This is a genomic window from Shewanella vesiculosa (genome assembly GCF_009994065.1).
Taxonomy (GTDB): domain Bacteria; phylum Pseudomonadota; class Gammaproteobacteria; order Enterobacterales; family Shewanellaceae; genus Shewanella; species Shewanella vesiculosa.
Genome location: NZ_JAACSD010000007.1, coordinates 291,653 through 317,579, shown reverse-complemented (window position 1 = coordinate 317,579; position 25,927 = coordinate 291,653). Strand labels below are relative to the sequence as shown.

Genomic DNA, 25,927 nt, shown 5'->3' with positions numbered 1-25,927 from the left:
ATAAAATGTAGAGTGAATTTATTTGAATCAAATCACACCGCAAATAGCCCAAACATCTATCAGAGACATTATGACAAAACCACTGATAAACCTAGTTCATGCTAATGGCTTTCCAGCGGGAAGCTATAAAACATTATTAGCAGAATTTACTCGCGATTATCGCACCGTAGCCCATGATCAGTTTGGGCATAACATCCTCTATCCGATACACAGCAACTGGCAACATCTAGTTACAGAACTCGTTGAATTTATAAGAAAGCAGGATGAAAAAGTCATTTGTGTCGGCCATTCTTTTGGCGGAGTCATTTCTTTTATCGCAGCTTGCCAGCATCCGGAATTGTTTCGCGGTTTAGTGATGTTAGATCCACCTGTGGTGACTGGCGCATTGTCACATTTACTGAGTTTTATCAAACGTACACCGTATATTGATAGGCTATCTCCTGCTGGTAAAGCCAAAACTCGCCAAAATCACTGGCCAGAAAAAACAAACTTGGTTGATTATTTTTCACATAAGTCATTATTCAAAAACTTCGACTCTCGTTGCTTGCAAGACTATGTGCATTCTGGCGCAGTTTCACGTAACAAGCGTTTAGAATTAACCTTCTCACCGGCTGTCGAAGCAGATATCTTTAGGCACTTACCGACTAACTTAGTGACATATAAAAACAAACTAAAGGTGCCCGCAAAACTGATTTATGGTGAAAAGACGACCATCTTCCCGATTAAACATTTTGTTCGATTTGCCAAACTTAACGACATCGAATTAATGACGCTACCTAACGGCGGCCACATGTTCCCGCTAGAGCAGCCAGAAAATACTGCTGCGATGATCAAAAATATTATTAAGGATTGGTAAGCGTAGGCCATTGATAATGTTAGTCTATTGATAATTTTAAGATGTTGATAATAGTCGATTATCGATAACATGGTTGATAAAAATCAATGTCGATAAACTTGTGAATGAACTTCATAGTGATTGTCGTAAAAACATTGATAAAAGTACTAAGATTACCTTGTTGATTAACAATGCTATTGCATAAAGGGACCCTCAATATGATTAAGCCAATTACCTTATTAACTGCTTTAACGTTGGGGATGAGTCTCTCTTGCCCATCACAAGCATTACCTTTAGATAGAATTCAATTACCCCAAGGCTTTAGCATCGATATCTACGCTGAAAATATTGAAAATGCTCGTCAAATGGCACTAGGCGATAACGGCACTGTATTTGTTGGCAGCCGTAAAGCGGGTAATGTCTACGCACTTATTGACACTAATCATGATTTTAAAGCGGACAAAAAAATCATAGTTGCGACCGATTTATTTATGCCCTCAGGGATAGCGTTTCATCAAGGCAGTTTATATGTCGCAGAAGTAGATAAAATCTGGCGTTACCCTGATATTGAAAAGTCATTACCCACCATCCCTAAAGCAGAATTAGTGTTTGATAAACTGCCGAATAAATCACACCATGGTTGGAAATTTATCGCCTTTGGCCCCGACGGTAAATTGTACGTTCCTGTAGGTGCGCCATGTAATGTGTGCGAAAGTGAATTGCCTTTTGCCAGTATTCTAAAATTGGACCCAGACTCTCAACTTACAGATAACCAACTAACAGGTAGTCAACAAACACAGACCCAGAAAGCAGGCTCTACACAACAAGACTCTATGCAAACCACCATAGTCGCGCAAGGTGTACGTAACAGTGTTGGCTTTGATTTTCACCCTGTCACTGGCGAATTATGGTTTACCGATAATGGCCGTGACATGATGGGCGATGACCTACCCGATGATGAGCTAAACCGCGTCAGCCAAACCGGCCAACACTTTGGTTTCCCTTATGTTCACAATAACAATATCGCGGATCCCGAATTTACCAATCCAGAGATTGCCAAACTGAATACACCGCCAGCATTAACCCTTGGCGCTCATGTCGCGGCATTAGGCATGGAGTTTTATCAGGGCCAGCAATTTCCTGCTGAATATAAAAATACCATCTTAATCGCGCAGCACGGGTCGTGGAATCGCAGCAATAAAGTCGGCTATCGCATCATGAAAGTGGTGCTAAATGGTAATACGGTGAGCGACTATTCACCTTTTGCTACAGGCTGGCTCAATGGTGAACAAAGCTGGGGACGCCCAGTAGATGTGATGACTCTGGCAGATGGCTCGATCTTGGTATCAGATGACTTTGCCAATGCCGTGTATCGAATTAGTTATACCAAGTAGTAAAAGCTATGCGTTATGCTTTAGCTGTACGACTGGAATACAGTTTGATCGCTATCAAACTCCCTCTTGGATATTTATAAGCGAAGGAATCTACTCATTTATGGACAGATGATTGCTAACAGCCTTCTCGTCGTCCCAACTCTCACGTCGTCCCGGTAATGTTTTTTAGCCGGGATCCAGGTGTTTGTCTTATATTTTGTATTTTATACTTATGGCCTACGGCCATATATCCGACTCATAGTAGGCAGAAACGCATGTCATACATCTATTTCATTAAATAGCAGCAGATTTAATGCCACCAACTATCTGCTCCACCACTAAATTTGCCCATGCATTATAAATCGGTGCTCCTGGATGAAACCCATCTGTGGCCATGACTTGGCGCATAAATTCAAGCATGGTGATATCGGGTTGTGGGTTGTCTAACGGCAGTTTAATTAATCTAAAGGCTGTAGTGGGATCGATATGTTGATTTATAGGCATAGCGCCTTGCAGATCAAGTTTAATTAATAATTGCTGTAATTTACGATTAAATTGATTGGCGCGCTGGCCTAAGCTCCACCGAAGTGGATTAGGCAAAACAGGAAATAACCCCAGTGGCGGTAACGCCGTCACTAGTATCAATTTGGGTTTGTACCGCTGAGTAATGAGCTCTAACAACTGTTTTTGTTGCTGCAGCCACTTATCGCAACTGATTGATGAAGTAATGTCATTGACACCCAGTGATGTAACAATAACATCATAGTGCTTTTGGCCGAGGATTGGATGGGCTGTATCAATGCGTTCATGTAAGGCTTGTAACGTGGTGGCTGTCGTCGACCCTGTCTTAGCAAACAATGCATAACTAAATTCGAGTTGAGGGCTTAATTGCTCAATAATCTGTCCCAATAAAGCGTGTTGTTGATTAGTCACTCCAACGCCTGCAGCAGCTGAGTCACCTAAAATAAGCAAGCTTAACGCAGGATTCGATCCAGTTTGCCCAACTCGTTCACCCTCGGGTTCAGGCAACCTTGGCGTAGTACGGCGAACCTTAAGTCCCTGAAACACTAATACTGGGGCCAGCATGATAGAAATTCCTTGATGTAACATTACGTCTCCCTTTTACTCAACCAACGACAGATACCGCAGTAAACTAAACCATTCATTTTGCTAATGGAATACCGTAACTAGTTTGATTAAATTTTCGATAGCTGACCAACACCTAAAGATTTAATGACAAAATGGTAAAAATCATCAAATGGTTTATAGATTAACACTAAATAAAGGGTCTAGACGGAACATTACAAAGGCAAACAAACTCAGCTAAGGCCATGATTTACTCTATATCATTAATAGAACCTGCCTGTATGGCATATGACATCAATAGATAATTTCATTTTAAGGTTAGATCACGTAAACTACGCGCTGTTTTTTAAGTCTCTTTTTTAGGTAAATCATGATCCGTTTAAACCAAGTAAAATTGCCTCTCGACCATAATGAAGATGCACTCCAAGAAGTGGTGTTGCAAAGGCTCTCTATTTCAGCGGATCAGCTGGTTGACATCCATATATTTAAGCGTGGCTACGATGCACGCAAAAAGAACTTAATTTTCTTAATTTATACCTTGGATGTGACCTTAACCAATGTAGACGAAGCACAGTTATTAGCATCAGTTGCTGATGATCATAACATTCGTGTATCGCCTGATACCGATTATAAATATGTCGCTTGTGCACCTGAAGGGTTAACCGAACGTCCAATCGTGATTGGCATGGGACCTTGTGGTTTATTTGTTGGGCTGATGTTAGCGCAAATGGGCTTTAATCCTATTATTTTAGAACGCGGTAAATCAGTGCATGAACGCGCTAAAGATACCTTCCGCTTTTGGCGTACCAGCGAGCTCAATACCGAATCAAATGTGCAATTTGGTGAAGGTGGTGCTGGCACGTTTTCGGATGGTAAGTTGTACAGCCAAGTGAAAGACCCAGGTTTTAAAGGCTTAAAAGTAAAACAAGAATTTGTTGCCGCCGGTGCACCTGCTGAAATCATTTATGTGAGTAAACCCCACATTGGTACCTTTAAATTGGTCACCATGGTAGAAAAAATGCGCCGTGAGATCATTCGCTTAGGCGGTGAAATTCGCTTTGAAACCCGCGTCGATAAAATCAATATTAGCGATCGCCAAGTTACTGGTGTCACCCTTAATAATGGCGAAGTACTGCATTCTAAGCATGTGATTGCGGCAGTAGGCCACAGCGCCCGTGATACCTTCCAAATGTTACATGACCAAGGCGTGTTTATGCAGGCGCAGTCATTTTCAATTGGGTTTCGTATTGAACACAAGCAAGAGATGATCGATAAAGATCGCTTTGGCATCAATGCCGGCAACCCTATTTTGGGCGCGGCTGATTATAAATTAGTCCATCATTGTAAAAGCGGCCGCAGTGTTTACAGTTTCTGTATGTGTCCAGGTGGTGTTGTTGTGGCGGCAACGTCTGAAGAACACGCAGTGGTAACCAACGGTATGAGTCAATACTCGCGCAGTGAGCGTAATGCCAACAGTGCCATTGTAGTGGGCATAGATCCTAGTGATTTTGATAACGATCCACTACAAGGTATTGCACTACAACGTAAACTAGAGCGTCATGCATATGTTATGGGCGGCAGTAATTATGATGCTCCGGCACAAATGGTTGGCGACTTTTTGGCAGCAGGATCAGGATTACCGTTCGAAAATGTCGAGCCGTCTTACAAACCTAATGTCAAAATGACTGATTTAAGTGATGCATTACCGAAATTTGCCATCGATGCTATCCGTGAAGCCATTCCTGCCTTTGGTAAAAAGATCCGTGGTTTTGACAGTAAAGATGCCATGTTAACGGGCGTTGAAACTCGCACCTCTTCACCAGTGCAAATTAAACGCGGCGCAGATTTCCAAAGTATCAATACCAAAGGCTTATACCCAGCGGGTGAAGGTGCGGGTTACGCTGGTGGGATTTTATCGGCGGGTATCGATGGCATTAGTATTGCCGAAGCCGTCGCTTTAGACATGATAAAAGCAATGAAGAACAGTTAAGCGAGTCTGTGCTTTAACTGTATATAGAGCCTATCGACTCATAGCATCATGTGATTCATATCCGTTAATAAAAACAGCAGCCTAATTGGCTGCTGTTTTTATTGTTAGCTAATGTCTTTAATTGCCCGCCCAATACCATCCACAGTGAGTGGGTACATTTTATTGCCAACAAGCTGCTGGATAATGGCAATAGAATGATGGATCTGCCAGTGATTTTCAGGTTGCGGGTTTAACCATGCGACCTTATTGAAATGGCCTAGCAATCGATTCATGTATTCAATACCTGGTTTTTCATTCCAGTGTTCAACACTGCCACCTTTAGCAATAATCTCATAAGGTCCCATGGTGGCATCGCCGACGAAAATCACTTTATAGTCAGATGAAAATGTTCTGATAATTTCTTCAAGATCGATGGTTTTATCAAAGCGGCGGTTGTTGTCTTGCCACAGTTGATCGTAAACACAGTTATGAAAATAGAAAAACTTTAAATGTTTAAATTCGCTGTGGGCCGCGGAGAACAGCTCTTCGCAAGTATGGATATAATCATCCATCGAGCCGCCAATATCGAAAAACATCAGCACTTTAACGGCATTATGGCGTTCTGGCTCCATATGCACATCTAACATGCCACCATTTTTAGCGGTTGAGCTAATCGTAGTATTGATGTCGAGCTTTTCACTGGCGCCGGTACGAGCAAACTTTCTTAGCTTTTTAAGGGCTAACTTGATATTACGGGTGCCTAATTCGCGATCTTGGTCGAAATTTTTAAATTCGCGCTTGTCCCATACTTTCACGGCACTGTTATTACGATTTTTATCTTGGCCGACTCTGATCCCTTCGGGATGATAACCATAAGCCCCAAAGGGTGATGTACCACCTGTTCCGACCCATTTATTACCGCCAGCATGACGCTTTTTTTGTTCTTCCAAACGCTCTTTTAACGCCTTCATTAACGCTTCAAGGCCACCAAGTGATTTGAGTTGATCCTTTTCTTCTTGGCTAAGGTGTTTTTCGAATTCTTTTCTGAGCCAGTCTTCCGGCAAGATCTTATCGAAAATATCAATACTCTCTATGCCGTTAAAGTACTCAGCAAAAGCCTTGTCATATCTGTCGTAGTGTATCTCATCTTTAACCATGACGATTTTGGCAAGGTTATAAAAATCGTTTACGTTGGCAAAAATCAGCCCTTTTTTGAGCAAGGCAATAAGATCTAATAGCTCGCGTAAGCTACAAGGCACCTTGTGTTTTTTTAGGGTAAGAAAAAAATCAATAAACACTGTTAAATCACCTGTTTCTACGACTCATAAAGGCCAATTTTTCAATCAGTGAAACGTCTTGCTCATTTTTTAACAGCGCGCCAAACAAGGGAATAATATCTGATTTATTATCCAGTAAGATGTCTTGTGAGATGTCGTCGGAAATCAGTAGCTTAAGCCAATCAATTAATTCTGATGTTGAGGGTTTTTTCTTAATGCCATTGACTTCGCGTAAATCAAAAAACACCTCTAGTGCTTGTGTTAATAAAGCTTGTTTAACATCAGGATGATGCACATCGATAATTTTTTCCATTTCAGCTTTAGTAGGAAACTTAATGTAATGGAAAAAACAGCGCCTTAAAAAAGCATCAGGTAACTCTTTTTCGTTATTTGAGGTGATGATAATGATGGGCCTTTGTTTGGCCTTAATCACTTGTTGAGTTTCATAGACATAAAACTCCATTTTATCGAGTTCTTGCAGTAAATCATTTGGAAACTCAATATCGGCTTTATCGATTTCATCAATCAACAATATCGGTCTTTGCTCTTCCTCAAACGCCTGCCACAACTTACCTTTTACGATATAGTTGCCAATATCATGCACGCGAACATCACCTAACTGACTGTCGCGTAAGCGCGATACAGCATCGTATTCGTAAAGCCCTTGTTGCGCTTTAGTGGTCGATTTAATGTGCCATTGGTACAGTTTGCAATTGAGTGATTTAGCTAACTCTTCGGCTAACTGGGTTTTACCGGTTCCAGGCTCGCCTTTGATTAATAATGGTTTCTCTAATGAAATGGCCGCATTTACCGCCATGGTGAGGTCGCTGGATGCAATATAATTCTGTGTACTTTTAAACATGCTCTACCTTTTCATTGATTTCGTTTGGCGCTAATAGCATTTACCAGCAGCAAAATATTAATTGATATCAGTTTTATCGATTGTAACAAAAGCCCGCTGGCTTAGTTAGGACACTTTGTACTTAGCGCCCTTCTTTTAACACTAAAGTGATAGCAACTGGCGTACCATTAAATGCTGCATTCCCCGTGAGCATATCAACTCGACTGGCATCTGTTAAATCATTAATGCTCACGCCTGGCTGAGTGGCGGCAACCGACATGTTTGTGCCCTGCTGATTATGGCCCCAACCTTGGGGTATGGTCACCACACCCGCTTGAATATCATCGGTGAGGACCACTTCAATATCAATTTGGCCCACTGCAGAACTGACCGTCACTAGCTGGCCTTGTTCAATACCCATCTGGTGCGCATCTTGTGAATTCATTTCTAAAGTACAAGGATTTTTACCTTTAATGAGCCGTGCTGAATTTTGGGTCCAGGTGTTATGGCTTTTAACCAGTCGACGCCCAATTAATTCAAATGGATAAGCCAGATCGCGCGAAACTGCTGTCATCACAGCTTGCAATCGGGGCAAATCATCACTAAATACTTGCGGAAACAGATCGATTTTGCCGTTAGCGGTTTTAATTCGTTCTGCTAAACACGGCATTAATGGGCCGATATCGATACCGTGAGGGTTATCGATTAACCTTTGTAAACTCATGCCTTGCTCGCCATAGGGGCCTTGTTTGAGTTCCATATCCAAAATGATTTCGGGAGTGATTTTTTGCATTGGATCATCTGCTGTAATATTAAGCATTCGCGCAGAAATTTCTTTGAGTATTTGCCAGTCGCTACGTTGATCGACTTGTTTTTCAAACAATGGCGCTGAGTATTTAACTGTGTTTCTAACCGAGAATGAGTTAAAGAAAATATCAAAGTGCGAATTCTCAACGCCCGTGGTGCCCGGCAGAATAATGTCGGCATATTTAGTGGTTTCATTGAGGTAAATATCGACCGAAACCATATAATCTAAACCTGCGAAGGCTTGGGCTAATTGATGACCACTGGGGGCAGACAATACCGGATTTCCAGCAACGGTTATCAAGCTTTTAATCTGCCCTTCTCCCGGTGTTTGTATTTCTTCAGCCAAAGAAGCAACCGGAAACTCACCATTAAAAAATGGTAACTTACGCACTCGGGTTTGATGCTGACCAAACGAACTTTGATGGCCGACTTTATGGTTACGCAGTAAATCAAAGGCCGGTTGTGGAAACATGGCACCACCGGCGCGATCAAAATTGCCTGTGATTATATTGAGTACATTGGTAAGCCATAAACATAAGCCACCAAATGTTTGCGTAGATGCTCCCATGCGGCTGTAACACACAGCGGAATCTGCCAACAACATATCATCGGCTAAGGTGCAAATGGTACTGGCATCAATGCCGACTATGCTTGCAACCACATCGGGTGAGTAGGTTTTGGCAAGTTTAGCAACATCATCAAGCCCCTCTACTAAGTGTTCTAAATGGCCTAAATTAACCTTGTTACGCTCAAACACACAATGGATCAAAGCGAGCAGTAATAAGGCATCTTTTTCTGGGCGAATAAACAAATGTTGGTCGGCAATTTTAGCGGTACGGGTTCTACGAGGGTCAACCACGACAATTTTGCCGCCACGCTGTTGAATAGCCTTCATACGGCCAATAACATTGGGCGCTGTCATCATACTGCCATTGGACACCACAGGATTAGCCCCTATGATCAACATAAAGTCAGTTCTATCAATGTCGGGGACCGGGATTAACATACCAGCGCCGAACATAAAGTTAGCCGCGACATGATGCGGCAATTGGTCAGCAGAGGCTGAACTAAAACGATTTATTGTGCCAAGTGACTTCAAAAAAGGCTTGAGGAATAGCGCATTCCCCAGACTATGGGCATTGGGATTACCGAGATAAACGGCTAACGAATTTTTCCCGTGTTGCTGTTGAATGCTTTTAAACCTAGCGACTATCTCGCTAAAAGCGTCATCCCAACTAATAGCTTGCCAACCAGAAGCGGTTCGTTTTATCGGCGTTTTTAAGCGATCTTTATCAGTATAGAAATCTTCTAAAGCAAGTGCTTTAGGGCAATTATAACCTTGGCTAAAGGGATCAAGTTGGTCACCTTTAATCGAGATGATTTGTTTATCTTGATGGACAATTTCCAAGCCACACATGGCTTCACAAATATTGCAATTTCTATAATGGGTATTCATTTCGCTCATATATATCGCCTGACTTGGATGGGTGAACACAAGGTTATTTAAAGATTAAAATAAATCTTCAAGCCATTTCTTGGCACTGCCAAGCACAACCATAGCGTTAAGTTTAAACAAGGCAAATGTATCGCCATCTTGCAGTTCTGGTTCACCGCAACGCGGGTCCGAACGCTGCAATGCACCTGTCATACTGCGATCTATCGGGATAGGCTCGCAACCATGACCTGATTCACAAACAAAATCCCACTTTTCAGCTGCAGGTAAATGGCAAGTAAAACAGTTACCGCCAAAACGGTTATTCACATCAGTGAATCCACGTTTAGTGATAGTTGAGCCTTGTTCATCGACTTCTAATTCAAAAAACTCCCAGTCACCGGTGGCAGGAAAAGTGCCCGCTTCGCGTTTAACCATTACTTCAGTAGGCACTAACTGCACCACAGAACCTTCAGGATAAACTGCACCTTCAGGATTATTAGCAACAGCTAAAGTACCTTGAGTATTACCAAGCAGGTTATCAACATAAAAATGGCGAACAGGTGTCATATCTCTGATGCAATTAAAGCTATTATCATCAATATTGCTGACTTGGTTTGCCGCGTTAATCGAAAACGCTGCAGCCGTTAACAGCACCGAACTAATGCTAATAACAATACGTTTATTGCGCTTGTTCATAGTCAATCCCTTTGACAGCATGGTGGTAATGGCACCCGCCACCATGCATGTTGAGTGAAGGTGAATTAATTGAAGGATGATTTTATAATTTAACGATGAGCTTGCCTTTGTTTTGACCAGTGAAAAACAAGTTTAAGCCAGTGATGGCCGACTCAAGTCCAATTAATACATGGGCGCGATGTTTAATCTGCCCTTTCATGACATAAGGGGTTAATTTTTCGAGTAATGCCGGTACATCACCAAAATGATCTGGCATAGTAAAGCCTTGGATAATGAGCCTTTTTTTAATTACCTGCACCCAGCTTGGGCCTAAATCAGGTACCGCTTTGGGATAATCAGCAATCATGCCACACACCACAATACGCCCATGTGGATTCATTTTGGCAAACACATGATGCTGGATAGGCCCACCAGTGTTTTCAAAATACACATCAACACCATCAGGGGTTAATTCAGCCAGTTTTGCTGCTAAATCATCGGTCTTGTAATTAATCGCACCATCGAAACCTAGCTCGTTAATTATCCAATCCGCTTTTTCATCACTGCCGACTACGCCAATGACTCTTAAGCCATCAGCTTTAGCCAGTTGACCCACAATCGATCCTACAGAACCCGCGGCACCAGAGACTACAATGGTTTCACCTTTTTGTGGCTTTCCTACGTTGAACAGTCCTTGTGTCGCCGTTAACCCAGGCAAAGCAAATACCGATAAAATAGCTTCATCGGGTAATGGCGCCGTCACTTTATGCAAACCCGCACCATTACTTAGAAAATATTCTTGCCAACCCATCATCCCCATCACTCGGTCGCCAACCGTAAAGTCAGGGTGGTGACTTTCGACAACTTCACCTATGCCAGAGCTGCGCATAACCTCGCCCAAGGTGACAGGAGGAATATAACTTTCGTTATCTGGGCTCATCCAACCAAACATGGCCGGATCAAGTGACATATGATGTTGCTTAACTAAAAACTGCCCTTGTGCCACTGCCGGCATTGGCTTTTCGACAATTTCAAATAATTCTGGGCCAATTGGGCCACCTTGAGGACGGGCGACTAAGTTAATGGCGGTATAGGTACTCATATTTGATTCCCTTTATATGTGAGTGAATATCAATAATCGATCTCTAAAAATGATGGCAAATGATGGATTAACCTTGTCACCTGATGAGTTGCTTGATGCTTTTTATACTGTTGATATTTTGCGTTTGATAGAAGTGTTTAAAGTGCTGGGCAAGTTTTTCACTTTCAACAAAAACCTGTCGCCAGTATTGGATCCGTTGAGCAGGTTTCATTTCAACAAAGTCTTTGCGATCAGGGATTTTATGATAAGGCAATGAATCAATAAATTCAGCTGATGGACACAATAATACTGTGTTGTCGTAATGTTCTAGCCTGACTTTTCGAGATAAGTTTTTGTCAAACCAGCCCGCCTTTAAGCTGGAACTGAAATGAGGATAAAGAATTAGCCCCTCATTTTTAATTTGAAAATCAAAATGATAATCAATGATGCCGCCATCACGATACATGCCAGGAGGACAATCTGCAATGTTGTTTATCCCTTGCATCACCAGCGGAATTGAGCCAGATGCCAACAATGCCGTTTTGATATTGTGTAGGCTTAGTGGCACTGACGTGGTGGGGATATGGTCAGGGTCAAAAATGGTTAAATCACTTTGATGATGCTGAAAAATGTACCGCTCATACTGGCTTTTGAGTAATGGCCGACTTAACGCGTTTCTCAGAAAGCTATTGAGTAACCCGGCACCTTGTTTTAGTTTGTTTTCAGACGCCACCAATCCATGACATTTAGCCACAATAAAATGGGCTTTAAAAACACTATTATTAATGATTTCAGTTGCCCCCGTATCGCCAAATAACTCATCAAGTAACGTTATCGCTTTAGCGGTTATTTCGTCAGCTTGTGGCTTAGTGTCATCTGAATACACAGTTTCACTGTAATGTTTAGCTAATCGCTCTATTGCTGCGACGGGATCTCTTTGCGCAAAACATGCGGCGCGAAATGCTCCTGCACTTGAGCCAATGACATTTAACGGCTGTTGTCTGCCATTAAAAAATTCACCAAAGATATACTTGTCTAATCCCAGTAAAGTAAACCATTTCGGCCCACCACTTGCACCAAGAAAAGAGCTAAATAACGCTGGAGAAAATCCATCTTGATGGATTGTTGTTAAAGCCGTTTCACCGGCATAAATTTCTAACATAACATTCTTATGGTTAACCTGTCGGCAATCAATACCGACAGTGATTTTAGTGACTAATACACTGTGACCAATTATTGCTGCATATCACTTCGCACTAATGCTGGATTAAAAAGATTTAACGCTTGATCAAGGCTATAAGCATAACGCTATAGCCACGAGTGATCCGTTTCGACCAAGCTTATGCCATGTTACGAAGGTCTTTACGTAACACTTTACCGACGTTACTTTTCGGTAATTCATTCATAAATTCAATCACCTTAGGGCGCTTATAGTTGGTCAGCATTTTATTACAATGATCAAACACATCTTGCTCGGTAAGGTTAGGATCTTTACGCACTATGTACACTTTGACTCGCTCGCCGGTAATATCACATGAGGTCCCTACCGCAGCGGCTTCAAGTATTCCTTCATGCATCACGAGTACTTCTTCAATCTCATTTGGAAACACATTGAAGCCAGACACATTGATCATGTCTTTTTTACGATCAACAATTTTAAAGAAACCATTTTCATCCATGGTGGCAATATCACCGGTGGCTAACCAGCCATCAATGAGCACTTCATCCGTTGCTTTTTGGCGATTGTAGTAACCTTTCATCACTTGAGGGCCTTTAACCCACATTTCCCCTGGCTCACCTAATGCCACTTCTTCACCATCTGCCCCAACCAGGCGAATATCAGTTGATGAAGCAGGCAAACCAATCGATCCATTGTAACTTTTTTGATTATAAGGACTCATAGTCACTAAAGGCGCACATTCAGTTAAGCCGTAGCCTTCTAAAAGACGACTTTTAGTGACTTTTTCCCAATGTTCAGCCACAGGACGTTGCACTGACATGCCGCCGCCAAAGCCCATTTTTAAAGCGCTGAAATCAAGCTTGTCAAAGCCAGGAGTATGTAACAATCCGTTAAATAGCGTGTTGACGCCAGTAATAATGGTAAAGCGATATTTAGCCAACTCTTTAACAAATCCTGCCATGTCACGTGGATTGGTAATTAATAGATTGATGCCACCAAATGGCAAAAAGGCTAAGCAATTAGAGGTCAGCGCATAAATATGATAAAGCGGTAATGCGGTGACAATGATCTCTTTACCCACTTCAAAGATATTTTTAGTCACAGCATTAGACTGTTCAAGATTAGCAACCATGTTGCGATGAGTCAGCATTGCCCCTTTTGATGGACCTGTAGTACCACCTGTATATTGTAAAAAGGCCAAATCTGAACCGACAACGGAAACGGCGACAAAATTCAGTTTGCTGCCTTTAGACATAGCATCATTAAATTTAACCGCATTGGGCAAATCAAACGCAGGGATCAGTTTTTTAACATGCTTAATGGCGCCGTTAACTAATGCACCTTTTATGAGCCCTAATCGGTCACCGACACCTGTGGTGATCACGTGCTTAATATCAGTTTTATTGATCACGGCTTGCAATACATGAGCAAAATTTTCGAGGATAAGGATCCCTTTGGCACCAGAGTCTTTTAATTGATGTTCTAATTCGCGGGCGGTATACAATGGATTAACGTTTACAATGGTCAGTCCGGCAATCAGCGCACCAAATAGCGCGATAGGATATTGCAGTGTATTGGGGATCATGATGGCAAATTTGTCGCCTTTGACTAACCGCAAATCTTGCTGTAAGTAGGCAGCAAAATCAGTCGCTTGCTGAGCCAGTTGCTGATAAGTAATACTGACATCCATATTAATAAATGCAGTATTATCGGCGTATAACTTGGTATATTTTAAAAATAAATCTGCCAAAGAATTATATTTATCAGGATCGATTTCAAACTCAACCCCGGGCGGATAACTCTTTTCAAGCCAAATTTTTTCCATAATATTGTCCCCAAAATGTAATGTTATTAGCAGCTGCAAAGTCCATCTCAAATACGCAACAGAACCTAATACCCGAGCCGCTATCTTTGTTTATTATTATTTTGCATCATGTCATCAGCGTCATTAAACTGAGCACTAACCTTAAATCTACACACCAATCTTAAATTTAAACTTAACGAACCATTAACAATGACTGTTGATCTTTTAAGCGTCATTTTATAACACTTCAAATAATCCAGCCGCGCCTTGACCACCGCCAATACACATACTGACAACCACATATTTAATGCTGCGGCGTTTACCTTCAATTAAGGCGTGCATCACCATACGTGTGCCGCTCATACCATAAGGGTGACCGATTGAGATTGCGCCGCCGTCGACATTTAAACGATCGGCGGGAATGCCGAGATATTCAGCACAATAAATTACCTGAACCGCAAACGCTTCATTGATTTCCCATAAACCTATGTCGTCAATGCTAAGGCCATTTCGCTCAAGCAGTTTCGGAATTGCATAAATAGGTCCTATGCCCATTTCATCTGGCTCACATCCACTCACCACCATGCCTCGATACGCGCCTAATGGTGTTAAACCTCGTTGCTCGGCGAGTTCACGTTCCATTACCACAACCGCTGCTGCACCGTCTGATAGTTGTGATGCATTGCCACCGGTAATCGATCCATTTTCTTTAACCGCTTTTAAGCCAGCTAGACCTTCTAAATTTGTCGATGGGCGATTGCCTTCATCTTGAGTTAAGGTCACTTGCTGTTTACTGATTTCGCCGCTAACTTTATCCATTATCAGCATAGTGCAACTGACCGGGACTATTTCAGCATCAAATCGGCCTTGTGACTGTGCGATTGCGGTGCGTTGCTGAGAGGATAATGCATAGGCATCTTGTGCCTCGCGTGAAATATTATATCGCTTAGCCACCACTTCAGCCGTATCGAGCATCGGCATATAAATCGCTGGACGATAGGCTTTTACGCTAGGATCTACCGCGCGATGCATGTTCATCTTATCGTTTTGAACCAAGCTGATAGAGTCACAACCTCCGGCAACCACAACTTGGGCACCATCACAAACAATATGATTGGCAGCTATAGCAATAGACATAAGTCCTGATGAACATTGGCGATCAACCGTCATGCCCGGCACCGACACAGGTAATTGCGCCGCCATGGCCACTTGGCGACCAAAATTCATGCCTTGGTTACCTTGAGTTAACGCGGCGCCAAAAATACAGTCTTCAATTTCATTTGGATCGATTCCGGCTCTTTCTACTGCGGCATTAACCGCAATAGCGGCTAACGTGGGGGCAGATAAATCGTTAAAGGCGCCGCGATAGGCTTTACCAATTGGTGTTCTTGCGGCTGAAACAATGACGGCTTCTCTCATGACAAATCCTTTTTTTAATAATGTGTGCTGCTAATCAATTCACCCTAGAGCCTGAGATTTCATAAACGCCATGGCTTTCATCACAAACTTCTCGCCTTGTTGCGAACCCGACACTAAGGCTTTTTGATTGTGTTGATCGGTGAGTTGATCCCAGTGTTCACGCACAGTTTCTGGGCTTTGTTTCGCGCTAGGAATAAAGCAGCCATCGGTTTCAAAGATACTCGCGCTTGAATAACCGCCTGCGCCAGCACATAAAATGAATCGATTGGGCGCGTCATCGTCACACAAAGTCAGCATGCCTGCGGTGACCGCTTCTGGTGCAAAGGCTTTAACGATTTCTTCAGGCATTAAATCTTCGGTCATACGTGTGCCAGCCGTTGGTGCTAGCGCATTAATATGGATATTATTTTTCGCACCTTCCAGCACTAAGGTATTCATTAGGCCAATCAGCGCCATTTTAGCCGCGCCATAATTGGCTTGACCAAAGTTACCGTACATACCACTCGATGACGTCGTCATCACGATTCGACCGTAATTTTGCTGCTTCATGATGTCCCATACAGCTTTAGTGCAGTTAACCGAGCCCATCACATGCACGTCCATGACCAGTTTAAAGTCATCTAAGGTCATCTTTGAAAACGACTTATCACGTAAAATACCGGCGTTATTGATTAAAATATCTACACGTCCCCATTTATCCATGGTTTGTTGCACCATGTCTTGTACTTGATCAAAATGGGCAACGTTAGCGCCATGGCTAATCGCTTCACCGCCCATTGCTTCAATCAACTGCACCACCTCTTGTGACGCTGCAGAAGATGCACCGCTGCCATCACGTGCGCCGCCTAAATCATTAACAACGACTTTGGCGCCACGTCTGGCTAATTCCAACGCGTGTGAACGGCCTAATCCGTTACCTGCCCCAGTAACAATAGCCACTTTTCCTGCAAAACTGATAGTCATGTTATTACCTTAACTGTTTATTTTTATTTGTTATTATCTTTTTCTGTGCCAGCATGATGAATTAACGATCATCACTTAACCAATATTAGTTAACCATTTGTACTGATATCCACTCAGCAACTAATGCCGGTGTATCAACGCTTTCAATTTCAATGGTCACTTCGGTCGATAAGCGAAATTGCCCCGGCTTTTTTTCTTCAATAGAAAGGATTTTCGCATGTGCCCTAATGCGGCTATTGACGCTAACGGGTTGCAAAAATCTGATTTTATCGAAACCGGCATTGAGCCCCATATAGAAGCCATCAATAAGCAGGCTAAATTCTTCAGCAAAATGAGACAACATAGATAACGATAAAAAACCGTGGGCAATGGTGGAACCAAAAGGAGTGGCTTTCGCTTTTTCTTCATCGACGTGAATAAATTGATGGTCGAGAGTGCAATCGGCAAATTGATTAATTTGATCTTGGGTGATTTGGAACCAGTCTGTAGCGGCTGCTTGGTAGCCAATATAGTTAGCAATATCATTGCGATTAATTTTTGTCGGCATTATTCCCTTTCCTCTGATACTTTCGCGGTACTATCCATGAATGAAATTTAAGCGATATCTCATGCTAGTTGCGCTAGGTAAATTAAACAAATGAATAGTTTTGATACTAAGTTATTCACAATATGAATAGCTTGGCGTTTGGAAGGCAGCTAACAGAAACAAATATCTTGAGAGCTTTAACAACAAAAAACATTACTGCACTGGGCGGTAATGTTTTCATTAGATTGGATTTTATAACGCTCACCTAAAGCTAGGCAAAACCAATCAGCCTAACAGCGCCTTAAGTCGGGTTAATTCACATTAGAACCAATCAGGCTGCATATCAAAGCTGGTGCTGTCAGTGGTAACGAGTAGGTTTGACCAGACGTTAATTTCAGGTAATTCAAAGCGATAAAAATACTGACACGCCAGCAATTTACCTTGATAAAAATCCATATCAGCTTGATGCGGTTGTTCAGCTATCGCTTTAGTGGCGACAATACTTTGCTTGAGCCACAACCAGGCAATAATCACATGACCAAACAACTCTAAATATTTAACCGAATTGGCCAAAGCGAGATCAATATTCTTAGTCGACATTGCCGCTAACACGGCCTCGGTTGTGGTACTTAAGGTCGCAACTGCTTGGGTTAATTGACTAGAAAACTCATGTAAACTCGGATAGTGTTTTGCCTCATCAATGGTGATGACCATTTCAGCTAAGGTCGCTTTATAGCCTTGTAAGTTATTCATCGGTACTTTGCGGGTGAGCAAATCTAATGATTGAATCCCAGTAGTACCTTCATGGATCGGGTTTAAGCGATTATCACGATAGAACATTTCTACCGGATGCTCGTTAATATAACCGTGACCGCCCATCACTTGAATCGCCAGTGAATTGGCTTTGGGGCCATATTCTGACGGCCACGTTTTAATAATGGGGGTTAAGAAATCCAACAGTATATGGGCATGTTGGCGTAGCTCGACTGTGACGGCAGTACGTTCATCATCACTTAATTGAGTACCATATAGCACTAACGCCATTGCCCCTTCCGCATAGGCTTTTTGGGCTAACAACATGCGTTTTACATCAGCATGCTCAATGATATTCACCATAGGTGATTGTGGATCTTTACACGAGGGTAATCGACCTTGGGGGCGATTTTTGGCATAATCGACTGAATATTGATATCCCGCTACCGCCAAAACTGCGCCACTGGTGCCGACCATAATGCGGGCTTCGTTCATCATGTGAAACATATACTTCAAGCCACAATGTTCTTCACCGACTAAATAGCCAATGGAGCCCTGTTTTTCACCGAAACTCAATGCCGTTGACGTTTGCGCGCGACCACCCATTTTATGAAACAAACCAGCCAGAGCGACGTCATTGTCTGCGCCAATGCTGCCATCATCATTAAGTAAAAACTTAGGTACCACAAATAACGAAATGCCTTTAACACCTTTAGGTGCACCTTGAATTCGAGCCAATACTAAATGAACGATGTTGTCGCTTAAATCGTGATCGCCACCGGAAATATAGATTTTATTGCCCGTAATCCGATATGTACCATCATCGGCTTTTACCGCTTTGGTAATTAAATCACCTAAAGCAGATCCGCTACCGGGCTCTGTCATGGCCATAGTGCCCATAAATCGCCCTTCACGCATAGGTTTAACCCAGGTTTCAATCAACTCAGTATTGCCATGGGCTTGCAGTAAATTGGCATTTGCCGTGGTCAACATGTTGTACCCCATGCCAACACCACCGGCAACACTGAGATACGCCCCTGCTGCACTAGCAATGATTGGTGGCAGTTGCATGCCACCTAACTCATAATCTGCTGTTGCAGCGCCAATACCCGACTCGTTTACTGCGTCGATAGCGGTTTTAAGTTCTGGGATAATGTGTACTTTTTTGCCGTCAAAAGTTGGCTGATGGGTATCGAGCTTTTGACGAATAGGAAGAAAATATTTTTCTGCAATTATTTTGGCAGTATTGACCACCTCATTAAACGTTTGGCGATCGTGATCTTGATAGCGATCTCTGCTGGTTAATGCTTCACTATCAAACAGTTCATACAGCATAAATTCTAGGTCACGTTGATTCATTAACGTCGCAGGCATAATATTCTCTTCTTATTGTGTTTTCTTCTATAACGTGGAAATGACGTAGCGAACGACTCAGCAAGTGTTTACGCTAACGGCACGAGCTGGCGTGTCAATAACACTGACTGCAAAGCGCAACTTAATAGGCTGATACGCCACCGTCGACCGCAATACATTGGCCTGTCATATAGGTATTGGCAGGAGATAACATCATCAGCATCACCGCGACAATTTCTTTAGGCTCACCTAAACGATTCATTGGCGCGCCAACGGCCATTTTCTGTTGCTTTTCTGCATCAGCAAAATTGGTCACCATAGGTGTCAGGGTAAAAAATGGGCATATCGCATTGATGCGAATATTATTACGGCCGTACTCAACCGCGCCGGTTTTGGTTAAGCCAATTACTGCATGTTTCGCCATAGAATAAGCACTGCCTCTGGCGGCGCCGACTAACCCAGCCATAGAACTCACGTTGAGGATCGCGCCCTCACCTTGTTTGAGCATTTGCTGTATTTGATAACGCATACCAAACTGCACGCCTTTAACATTGATCGCAAATTGACTGTCCATAATCGCTTCATCTATAAGATGAAGCGGCATAAATTCATGGGCGACACCGGCATTGTTTACCCCAATATCCACTCGACCAAAATGCTCAATCGCAGTATCAACCATAGCTTTACACGAGGCATCTTTTGACACATCACATTTCATCGCGATAACCTCAGCGCCACGAGAGGCAATATCATCCGCCACCTTACGAACACCAGCTTCATTAATGTCACTAATTACTAACTTAGCACCGCGTTTGGCTAATTCTTGTGCCAGTAACTGACCAAAGCCTTGAGCCGCGCCAGTGATAACAGCAACCTTACCGGTAAAGTCTAATAATGGATCCATGCGAGTTACTCCTGTAATTGATGGTCTTTTTGATGTTGTTTTATCATACGGCTGATCTGATGTTATTTTTTAGTTTCGCAAGCAATGACGTCTAAGGCCATTTTGGCCAGAGGCTCAACAAATGATCCCACTTTATTAGCGTGTTCATTGGAGGCATTACCTTCTGTTGCTCGTTTGGCGACACCTTGTGCAATCGCTGCTAAGCGGAAGAAACTGAATGCCAAATAAAAGCCCCAGTGCTCAATCTGCTCAATACCCATGCGTTGGCAATATCGAGCGACATATTCTTCTTCAGACGGAATCCCTAAGCTGGCGCGGTCGATATCTTTTAAACCATCAATGCTGCCCATGCCTGCTGGCATCCGCAGTTGCATACATTGGTATGCTAAATCAGCAAAGGGATGGCCTAAGGTCGATAATTCCCAATCCAGTAAAGCAATAACCTCTGGTGAATCTTTGGCAAACATCATGTTGTCTAAGCGAAAGTCACCATGTACTAAGCAAACACGACCATCATCACTGGGTAGATTATCTTCAAGCCAGTTAATTAAGGCATCCATGGCAGCAATTTTGTGTAATTCTGTGGCGCGATATTGTGATGTCCAGCGACCGAGTTGACGTGCAAAGTAATTGCCCGCTTTACCATAATCAGCTAAACCGACGGTATCAACATCGACACTGTGCAGCGCGACCAAGACTTTATTCATCGCGTCATACATAGCTGAGCGTCGATCATTACTGTCTATTTCGGCTAATGATGCACTCCAATACACAGTGCCATCGCAAAACTCCATCAGATAAAACATTGAACCAATAACGCTGCAGTCTTCACACAGGTGAAATACTTTTGCCACTGGTACATCACTGTCTTTTAGTGCATCTAATACCCGATATTCACGATCGACTGCATGGGCTGATTTCAATAATTTGCCCGGCGGTTGACGACGCAACACATACACACCCGTTGGCGAGGTCACTTTGTAAGTGGGATTGGATTGACCACCTGAGAACTTTTCTAAGGTGATCGGCCCTGTAAAGTCGGCGACATGCTGCTCTAAATAAGCGCTAAGTTGTTCATTATCAATGGGGAATACTTGTGACATTTAGCAATACTCTCGTTGTTTGATGGATTTAGCTTGGCTGAGAAAAAGTACGATTACGGGGTGAAATGCTTGTTGCGTTTCACCCTAAGCATTTACTTACCCAACTATCTTTTTTACTAAATCACGACCCAACTGCATCATATGCACTTGATCTGGGCCATCAGCTAAACGCAAAGTTCTCTGGCCAGCCCAGGCATGCGCTAAGAAAGTATCTTGACTGACACCCACAGCGCCATGGCATTGAATCGCGCGGTCGATCACATCAAGAGACATACTTGGGGCAACAATTTTAATCATAGCGATCAATTCTTTAGCCGCTTTATTGCCTTCTGTGTCCATTTTCTGGGCTGCTTTTAAGGTCATCAAACGTGCTTGTTCAATTTGGCAGGCTGATTTGGCTATATCTTCGCGAACCGACTGCTGTTTGATCATAGGTTGACCAAATACAATACGCTCGCCAACGCGTTTACACATTAAATCGAGCGCGCGCTGAGCAATACCGATTGAACGCATGCAGTGATGAATACGCCCAGGGCCAAGACGTCCTTGGGCAATTTCAAAACCTTTGCCTTCGCCAGCAATAATGTTATCCAGCGGCACACGCACATTAGTAAACGTTACCTCAGCATGGCCTTCAGGTGAATCATCATAGCCGAACACTTTCATCGGTCTTACCATGGTGACACCAGGGGTATTCATCGGTACAAGCACTTGAGATTGCTGAATATAACGGTTGCTATTTTCAGCATCGGTTTTACCCATCACAATCATGATTTCACACTGTTTGCGACATGCGCCGCTAATGTAAAATTTGCGGCCATTAATCACGTATTCATTGCCATCACGCACTATGCTCAGTTCAATATTGGTGGCATCGCTTGAGGCGACTTCAGGTTCTGTCATTGCAAAAGCAGAGCGTATTTTTCCGTCCAGTAAAGGCTCTAACCATTGTTTCTTTTGTGCTTCATTACCGTATTTGGCCAGTACTTCCATGTTGCCGGTGTCTGGTGCCGCGCAGTTAAACACTTCTGGCGCCCACATAACCTTGCCCATAATTTCAGCTAACGGGGCATATTCTAAATTAGTTAATCCAGCACTGTATTTACCGTAGGCAACCGGTAGAAACAAATTCCATAAACCTTCAGCTTTGGCTTTGGCTTTAAGTTGTTCCATTAACGGCGGCGTTGACCATGGTTCGAGCTCAACTTGCTTATGCATTTCTTCTTCGACAGGAAATACATGTAAATCCATAAAGTCGTTGACTCGCTTGATTAATCCTTGAACTTTTTCGCTGTATTCAAAATTCATTACTGTATCCTTTTACCCGGTAATAACGGCGTTAATCGCTGTGTTAATGAGCCTCGCCCACTGACTTAAGCGATTAACTCAACGACATTAATGACTTCTTATTAAACGGTTTAATTTCATCAATGGCGTTGTGCTTGATTTTTTTAACCCACTGAGGATCAACTAATAGCGCCCGCCCAATGGCAACTAAATCAAATTCATCATTGTTTAAGCGCACTAATAACTCATCAATACCGGTTGGATTTGAAGTACCCGACAAATCAGCATTGCCCTCACCGATAAAATCAGCATCTAGGCCGACATTACCCACTGTGATCACCGGCTTGTTAGTTAATTTTTTAGTCCAACCAGCAAGCCCAAGATCTGAACCCGCAAATTCTGCAACCCAAAAACGACGAGTACTGGCATGGAAAATATCAACGCCAGCATCACTTAATAAACCTAAAAATGTATCAAGTTCTTCAGGTGTTTGGCACAACTTGGCGTTGTAATCTTGTTGTTTCCACTGCGAAAAACGGAAGATAATGGTAAAGTCATTACCCACAGCGGCGCGGATGGCATTCACGATTTCAACACCAAAACGGGTGCGATTTTCTAATGAGCCACCATATTTGTCGGTGCGTTGATTGGTCCCTTCCCAGAAAAACTGATCGACTAAGTAGCCATGAGCGCCATGCACCTCTATGGCATCAAAACCGATGTTTTTAGCATCAAGCGCGGCTTGAGCAAATGATGCAACCACGGCGTCGATATCGTCTTGGGTCATGGCAACGCCATTTGCAGCACCAGGCTTATACAAACCAGAAGGACTATAGGCTGGTGCCTCTTTGTATGGACCTATACCTGACTTTCTTACCGAACCCACATGCCAAAGTTGGGGCGCAATTTTGCCGCCAACAGCATGCACTTCATCAACAACATGCTTCCAACCTGCTAAGGCTTGGTCACCATAAATAGCTGGCACATTCTCGTATCCATTCGCCCCTTCATGGGAGATAAATGTCCCTTCAGTGATAATCAGGCCTACATCGCCTTCGGCGCGTCTACGGTAATAGGCTGCTACTTCATCATTAGGGATATAATTAGGCGAAAATGCTCGAGTCATTGGCGCCATCACGGTCTTATTTTTGAGTGATAATGATGCTGTGACAAAGGGTTCAAATAATCTATTTACACTGGTGTTTTTGTCGCTATTCATATTTGCTTCCTAGCGTTAATTGATGCTTTATTTTTATGTTGTTTGTCTTGTTCAGTTGGCTTAAGCGTTTGGCATTGGAGTCAGCTTGAGTGTTAAGCCGTTAACCAATCAAATAACCGCCATCAACATTAATCGCTGTACCTGTGGTGTAGCTTGATGCATTTGAGACTAAATATAATACAGTGCCGGCCATTTCATCAGGTTGTGCCACGCGCTTCATCGGTACGTGATGCATCATTTGTTTAAGAATGGCTGGGTTATCAACTAAAGCAGAAGCGAATTTAGTGTCGGTACCACCGGGTAATAATGCGTTTACGCGAATATTAAATTGGGCGCACTCTTTAGCAAAAGCTTGCGTCATTGAGATCACTGCCGCTTTGGTAATAGAGTAGATACCTTGGTAATCGCCCGGGATCACGCCATTAACTGACGCGACATTGACAATAGCGCCACCGCCACTGTCTTTCATTAATTGCGCGCCCTTAGTCGACATAAAGAAATACCCCCGAATATTCACATCAACCGTCTTTTGAAAGGCAATTAAATCGGTATCGATAATGTGACCAAAATAAGGATTTGCCGCCGCATTATTGACTAAAATATCCAGCTTGCCATGTTGCTGTTTGATTGCAGCAAAGATTGAGTCAATTTGATCTAATTCGCCAATATGACAAGCAATGGCTTGTGCACTGCCGCCTGCGGCAACAATTTCATCTACCACGGTTTGGCAGGCTTCCAGTTTTCGGCTTGATACAATCACATGAGCACCATACTGGGCTAATACTTTAGCAACACTTTCGCCAATACCACGACTGGCTCCGGTGACTAAAGCAACTTTCCCTGTTAAATCAAATAAATCGCCCTTGTTCATGTTATTTCCTTATTATTTTGGGTTAATCGTTTTCGAGTTAATAGCTTCGAATGAATTGTATTCGGGTTAAATTGTTATATTGGTTTTGCTCGCTGAACTCAGCGAGTAAACAACGGTTGTTGATAGCGTCAGTCAATGTTTACGTTACTCCATTTGAAGCTTATTTTTAAACGTGTAACGGCACTTAAGTTTACTTATAGGTGATCCACTCATCACCAGCCTGCTCTAGATGGCTATAGTTATTAAAATAATCCACGCTCAGCATATTTTCCGAAAACAATAATTTGGTCACGCTGGTATTTCTGGTTTGTTGATTAATTGCTAATGTTTGTTGATCGTTTAATTTTAATATGTGCTGGATGATCACTGAAATGGTACCGCCTGAGGTGAACACTAAAATATCTTTAGACGGTTTGGGTTCATGGTTCACCGCACGTAACTGGCGTTTATGACTCAATTGCTGTTGAATAATATCTTGCAATGCACGAATACAGCGCGCCTGAAACTGCGGCCAACTCTCTTTATACTCATGATGGTTATCGCCTGAAATCCAGCGTTTAAGTGCTTGATAAAATTCTTGCTGCAGTGCCTTATTGGGCTCATCCAGTTGGTTTAGCGCGTCATTCATTTTGGCAAAGTTATTCCACTGGGGATTGTATTGCTGCAAAATCTCGACATGATCAAACTCATTAAAACCCGAGTGGATAACCATAGGCGTGGTCTCACCTTGGTATCCATTGACAAAGTGAGTTAATGTTTGGCCGTGACGCAGCAAGTCGCCGCAATAAAACTGACTCGGGGCCCCTCTTGAACGCCAATACTCGCCCAACAACCTCGCCTGCTGGCTACCTTTGTTTGATAATTGATCGTAATCAGTGCTGCCAAATGAGGCTTGCCCGTGTCGAATCAAATAAATTGCTGCCATGTCGTGTCTCTGACTGAGTAAAAGAATGATGACTCAATAGGTAAACAATGAATCGTTGCTAACTTAAATGTAATTGCAGCCGTTTAATCTGCTGTATCACATCGTTTATTTGATTGTCATAACGCTCATTTTGCATGCGTTTAACGCTATATCGAATCTACTTGACTATGCTAATGCCAACATCTAAATTGAACAAATGAATAGTTCTAATACCCTACTATTTATAATTTAAATAGTAAGC

At 42.8% G+C, this 25,927-nt stretch carries 21 protein-coding genes; 3 read left to right on the top strand and 18 right to left on the bottom strand.

The window, feature by feature from the left end; genetic code table 11:
- The first annotated feature begins 70 nt into the window (after positions 1–70).
- Both GW828_RS09465 and GW828_RS09460 read left to right on the top strand, forming a co-directional pair.
- On the top strand, positions 71–856 hold the full coding sequence (locus GW828_RS09465; protein WP_124014840.1) for an alpha/beta fold hydrolase: 786 nt from the start codon (positions 71–73) through the stop codon (positions 854–856).
- A gap of 197 nt (positions 857–1,053) precedes the next feature.
- A complete protein-coding gene (locus GW828_RS09460; protein WP_273058083.1) occupies positions 1,054–2,229 on the top strand; it encodes a PQQ-dependent sugar dehydrogenase in 1,176 nt (391 codons plus the stop codon).
- 273 nt (positions 2,230–2,502) lie between these two features.
- Here the strand turns inward: GW828_RS09460 and GW828_RS09455 are convergent, their stop codons facing one another.
- Entirely contained in the window at positions 2,503–3,318 is an 816-nt protein-coding gene (locus GW828_RS09455) for an SGNH/GDSL hydrolase family protein (RefSeq protein WP_273058084.1), read from the bottom strand.
- 346 nt (positions 3,319–3,664) lie between these two features.
- Between GW828_RS09455 and GW828_RS09450 the strand changes: the two genes are divergently transcribed.
- On the top strand, positions 3,665–5,284 hold the full coding sequence (locus GW828_RS09450; RefSeq protein ID WP_182697334.1) for an NAD(P)/FAD-dependent oxidoreductase: 1,620 nt from the start codon (positions 3,665–3,667) through the stop codon (positions 5,282–5,284).
- Positions 5,285–5,388: 104 nt separating this feature from the next.
- Here GW828_RS09450 and GW828_RS09445 read toward each other — a convergent pair whose 3' ends face one another.
- The 17 genes from GW828_RS09445 to GW828_RS09365 form a co-directional block, all read right to left on the bottom strand.
- Positions 5,389–6,561: a vWA domain-containing protein gene (locus GW828_RS09445; protein ID WP_273058085.1), complete on the bottom strand. Its 1,173-nt coding sequence runs from the start codon at positions 6,559–6,561 to the stop codon at positions 5,389–5,391.
- Between the two features lie 7 nt (positions 6,562–6,568).
- A complete protein-coding gene (locus tag GW828_RS09440; RefSeq protein ID WP_124014835.1) occupies positions 6,569–7,402 on the bottom strand; it encodes an AAA family ATPase in 834 nt (277 codons plus the stop codon).
- 121 nt (positions 7,403–7,523) lie between these two features.
- Positions 7,524–9,653, bottom strand: coding sequence for a molybdopterin-dependent oxidoreductase (locus tag GW828_RS09435; protein ID WP_273058086.1), 2,130 nt, complete (start codon positions 9,651–9,653; stop codon positions 7,524–7,526).
- Positions 9,654–9,698: 45 nt separating this feature from the next.
- Positions 9,699–10,319, bottom strand: coding sequence for a cytochrome P460 family protein (locus GW828_RS09430; RefSeq protein WP_273058087.1), 621 nt, complete (start codon positions 10,317–10,319; stop codon positions 9,699–9,701).
- Between the two features lie 82 nt (positions 10,320–10,401).
- A complete protein-coding gene (locus GW828_RS09425) occupies positions 10,402–11,400 on the bottom strand; it encodes an NADP-dependent oxidoreductase (RefSeq protein ID WP_273058088.1) in 999 nt (332 codons plus the stop codon).
- 76 nt (positions 11,401–11,476) lie between these two features.
- Entirely contained in the window at positions 11,477–12,541 is a 1,065-nt protein-coding gene (locus tag GW828_RS09420) for a patatin-like phospholipase domain-containing protein (RefSeq protein WP_273058089.1), read from the bottom strand.
- Positions 12,542–12,719: 178 nt separating this feature from the next.
- A complete protein-coding gene (locus tag GW828_RS09415) occupies positions 12,720–14,384 on the bottom strand; it encodes an AMP-binding protein (RefSeq protein WP_273058090.1) in 1,665 nt (554 codons plus the stop codon).
- A gap of 216 nt (positions 14,385–14,600) precedes the next feature.
- Entirely contained in the window at positions 14,601–15,782 is a 1,182-nt protein-coding gene (locus GW828_RS09410) for an acetyl-CoA C-acyltransferase (protein WP_124014829.1), read from the bottom strand.
- A gap of 39 nt (positions 15,783–15,821) precedes the next feature.
- Positions 15,822–16,745, bottom strand: coding sequence for an SDR family NAD(P)-dependent oxidoreductase (locus GW828_RS09405; protein ID WP_124014828.1), 924 nt, complete (start codon positions 16,743–16,745; stop codon positions 15,822–15,824).
- An 85-nt stretch (positions 16,746–16,830) separates the two neighbouring features.
- Entirely contained in the window at positions 16,831–17,292 is a 462-nt protein-coding gene (locus GW828_RS09400; protein WP_124014827.1) for a MaoC family dehydratase, read from the bottom strand.
- 300 nt (positions 17,293–17,592) lie between these two features.
- Complete coding sequence (locus tag GW828_RS09395; RefSeq protein WP_182722900.1) at positions 17,593–19,398, bottom strand: acyl-CoA dehydrogenase; 1,806 nt, start codon at positions 19,396–19,398, stop codon at positions 17,593–17,595.
- Positions 19,399–19,519: 121 nt separating this feature from the next.
- The gene (locus tag GW828_RS09390; protein ID WP_182722899.1) at positions 19,520–20,281 is read right to left on the bottom strand and encodes an SDR family NAD(P)-dependent oxidoreductase; all 762 of its coding nucleotides are present in this window, start codon (positions 20,279–20,281) and stop codon (positions 19,520–19,522) included.
- A 62-nt stretch (positions 20,282–20,343) separates the two neighbouring features.
- Positions 20,344–21,384 carry a phosphotransferase family protein gene (locus GW828_RS09385; protein WP_273058091.1) on the bottom strand — a complete coding sequence of 347 codons (1,041 nt, stop codon included), beginning with the start codon at positions 21,382–21,384 and terminating at the stop codon, positions 20,344–20,346.
- Positions 21,385–21,480: 96 nt separating this feature from the next.
- On the bottom strand, positions 21,481–22,692 hold the full coding sequence (locus GW828_RS09380; protein WP_124014823.1) for an acyl-CoA dehydrogenase family protein: 1,212 nt from the start codon (positions 22,690–22,692) through the stop codon (positions 21,481–21,483).
- A 73-nt stretch (positions 22,693–22,765) separates the two neighbouring features.
- Positions 22,766–23,890 (bottom strand): NADH:flavin oxidoreductase, encoded by a 1,125-nt coding sequence (locus GW828_RS09375; RefSeq protein ID WP_273058092.1) that lies wholly within the window; start codon positions 23,888–23,890, stop codon positions 22,766–22,768.
- A 100-nt stretch (positions 23,891–23,990) separates the two neighbouring features.
- A complete protein-coding gene (locus GW828_RS09370; protein ID WP_124014821.1) occupies positions 23,991–24,761 on the bottom strand; it encodes an SDR family oxidoreductase in 771 nt (256 codons plus the stop codon).
- A 190-nt stretch (positions 24,762–24,951) separates the two neighbouring features.
- Complete coding sequence (locus GW828_RS09365) at positions 24,952–25,686, bottom strand: histidine phosphatase family protein (protein WP_124014820.1); 735 nt, start codon at positions 25,684–25,686, stop codon at positions 24,952–24,954.
- Positions 25,687–25,927: the final 241 nt, after the last annotated feature.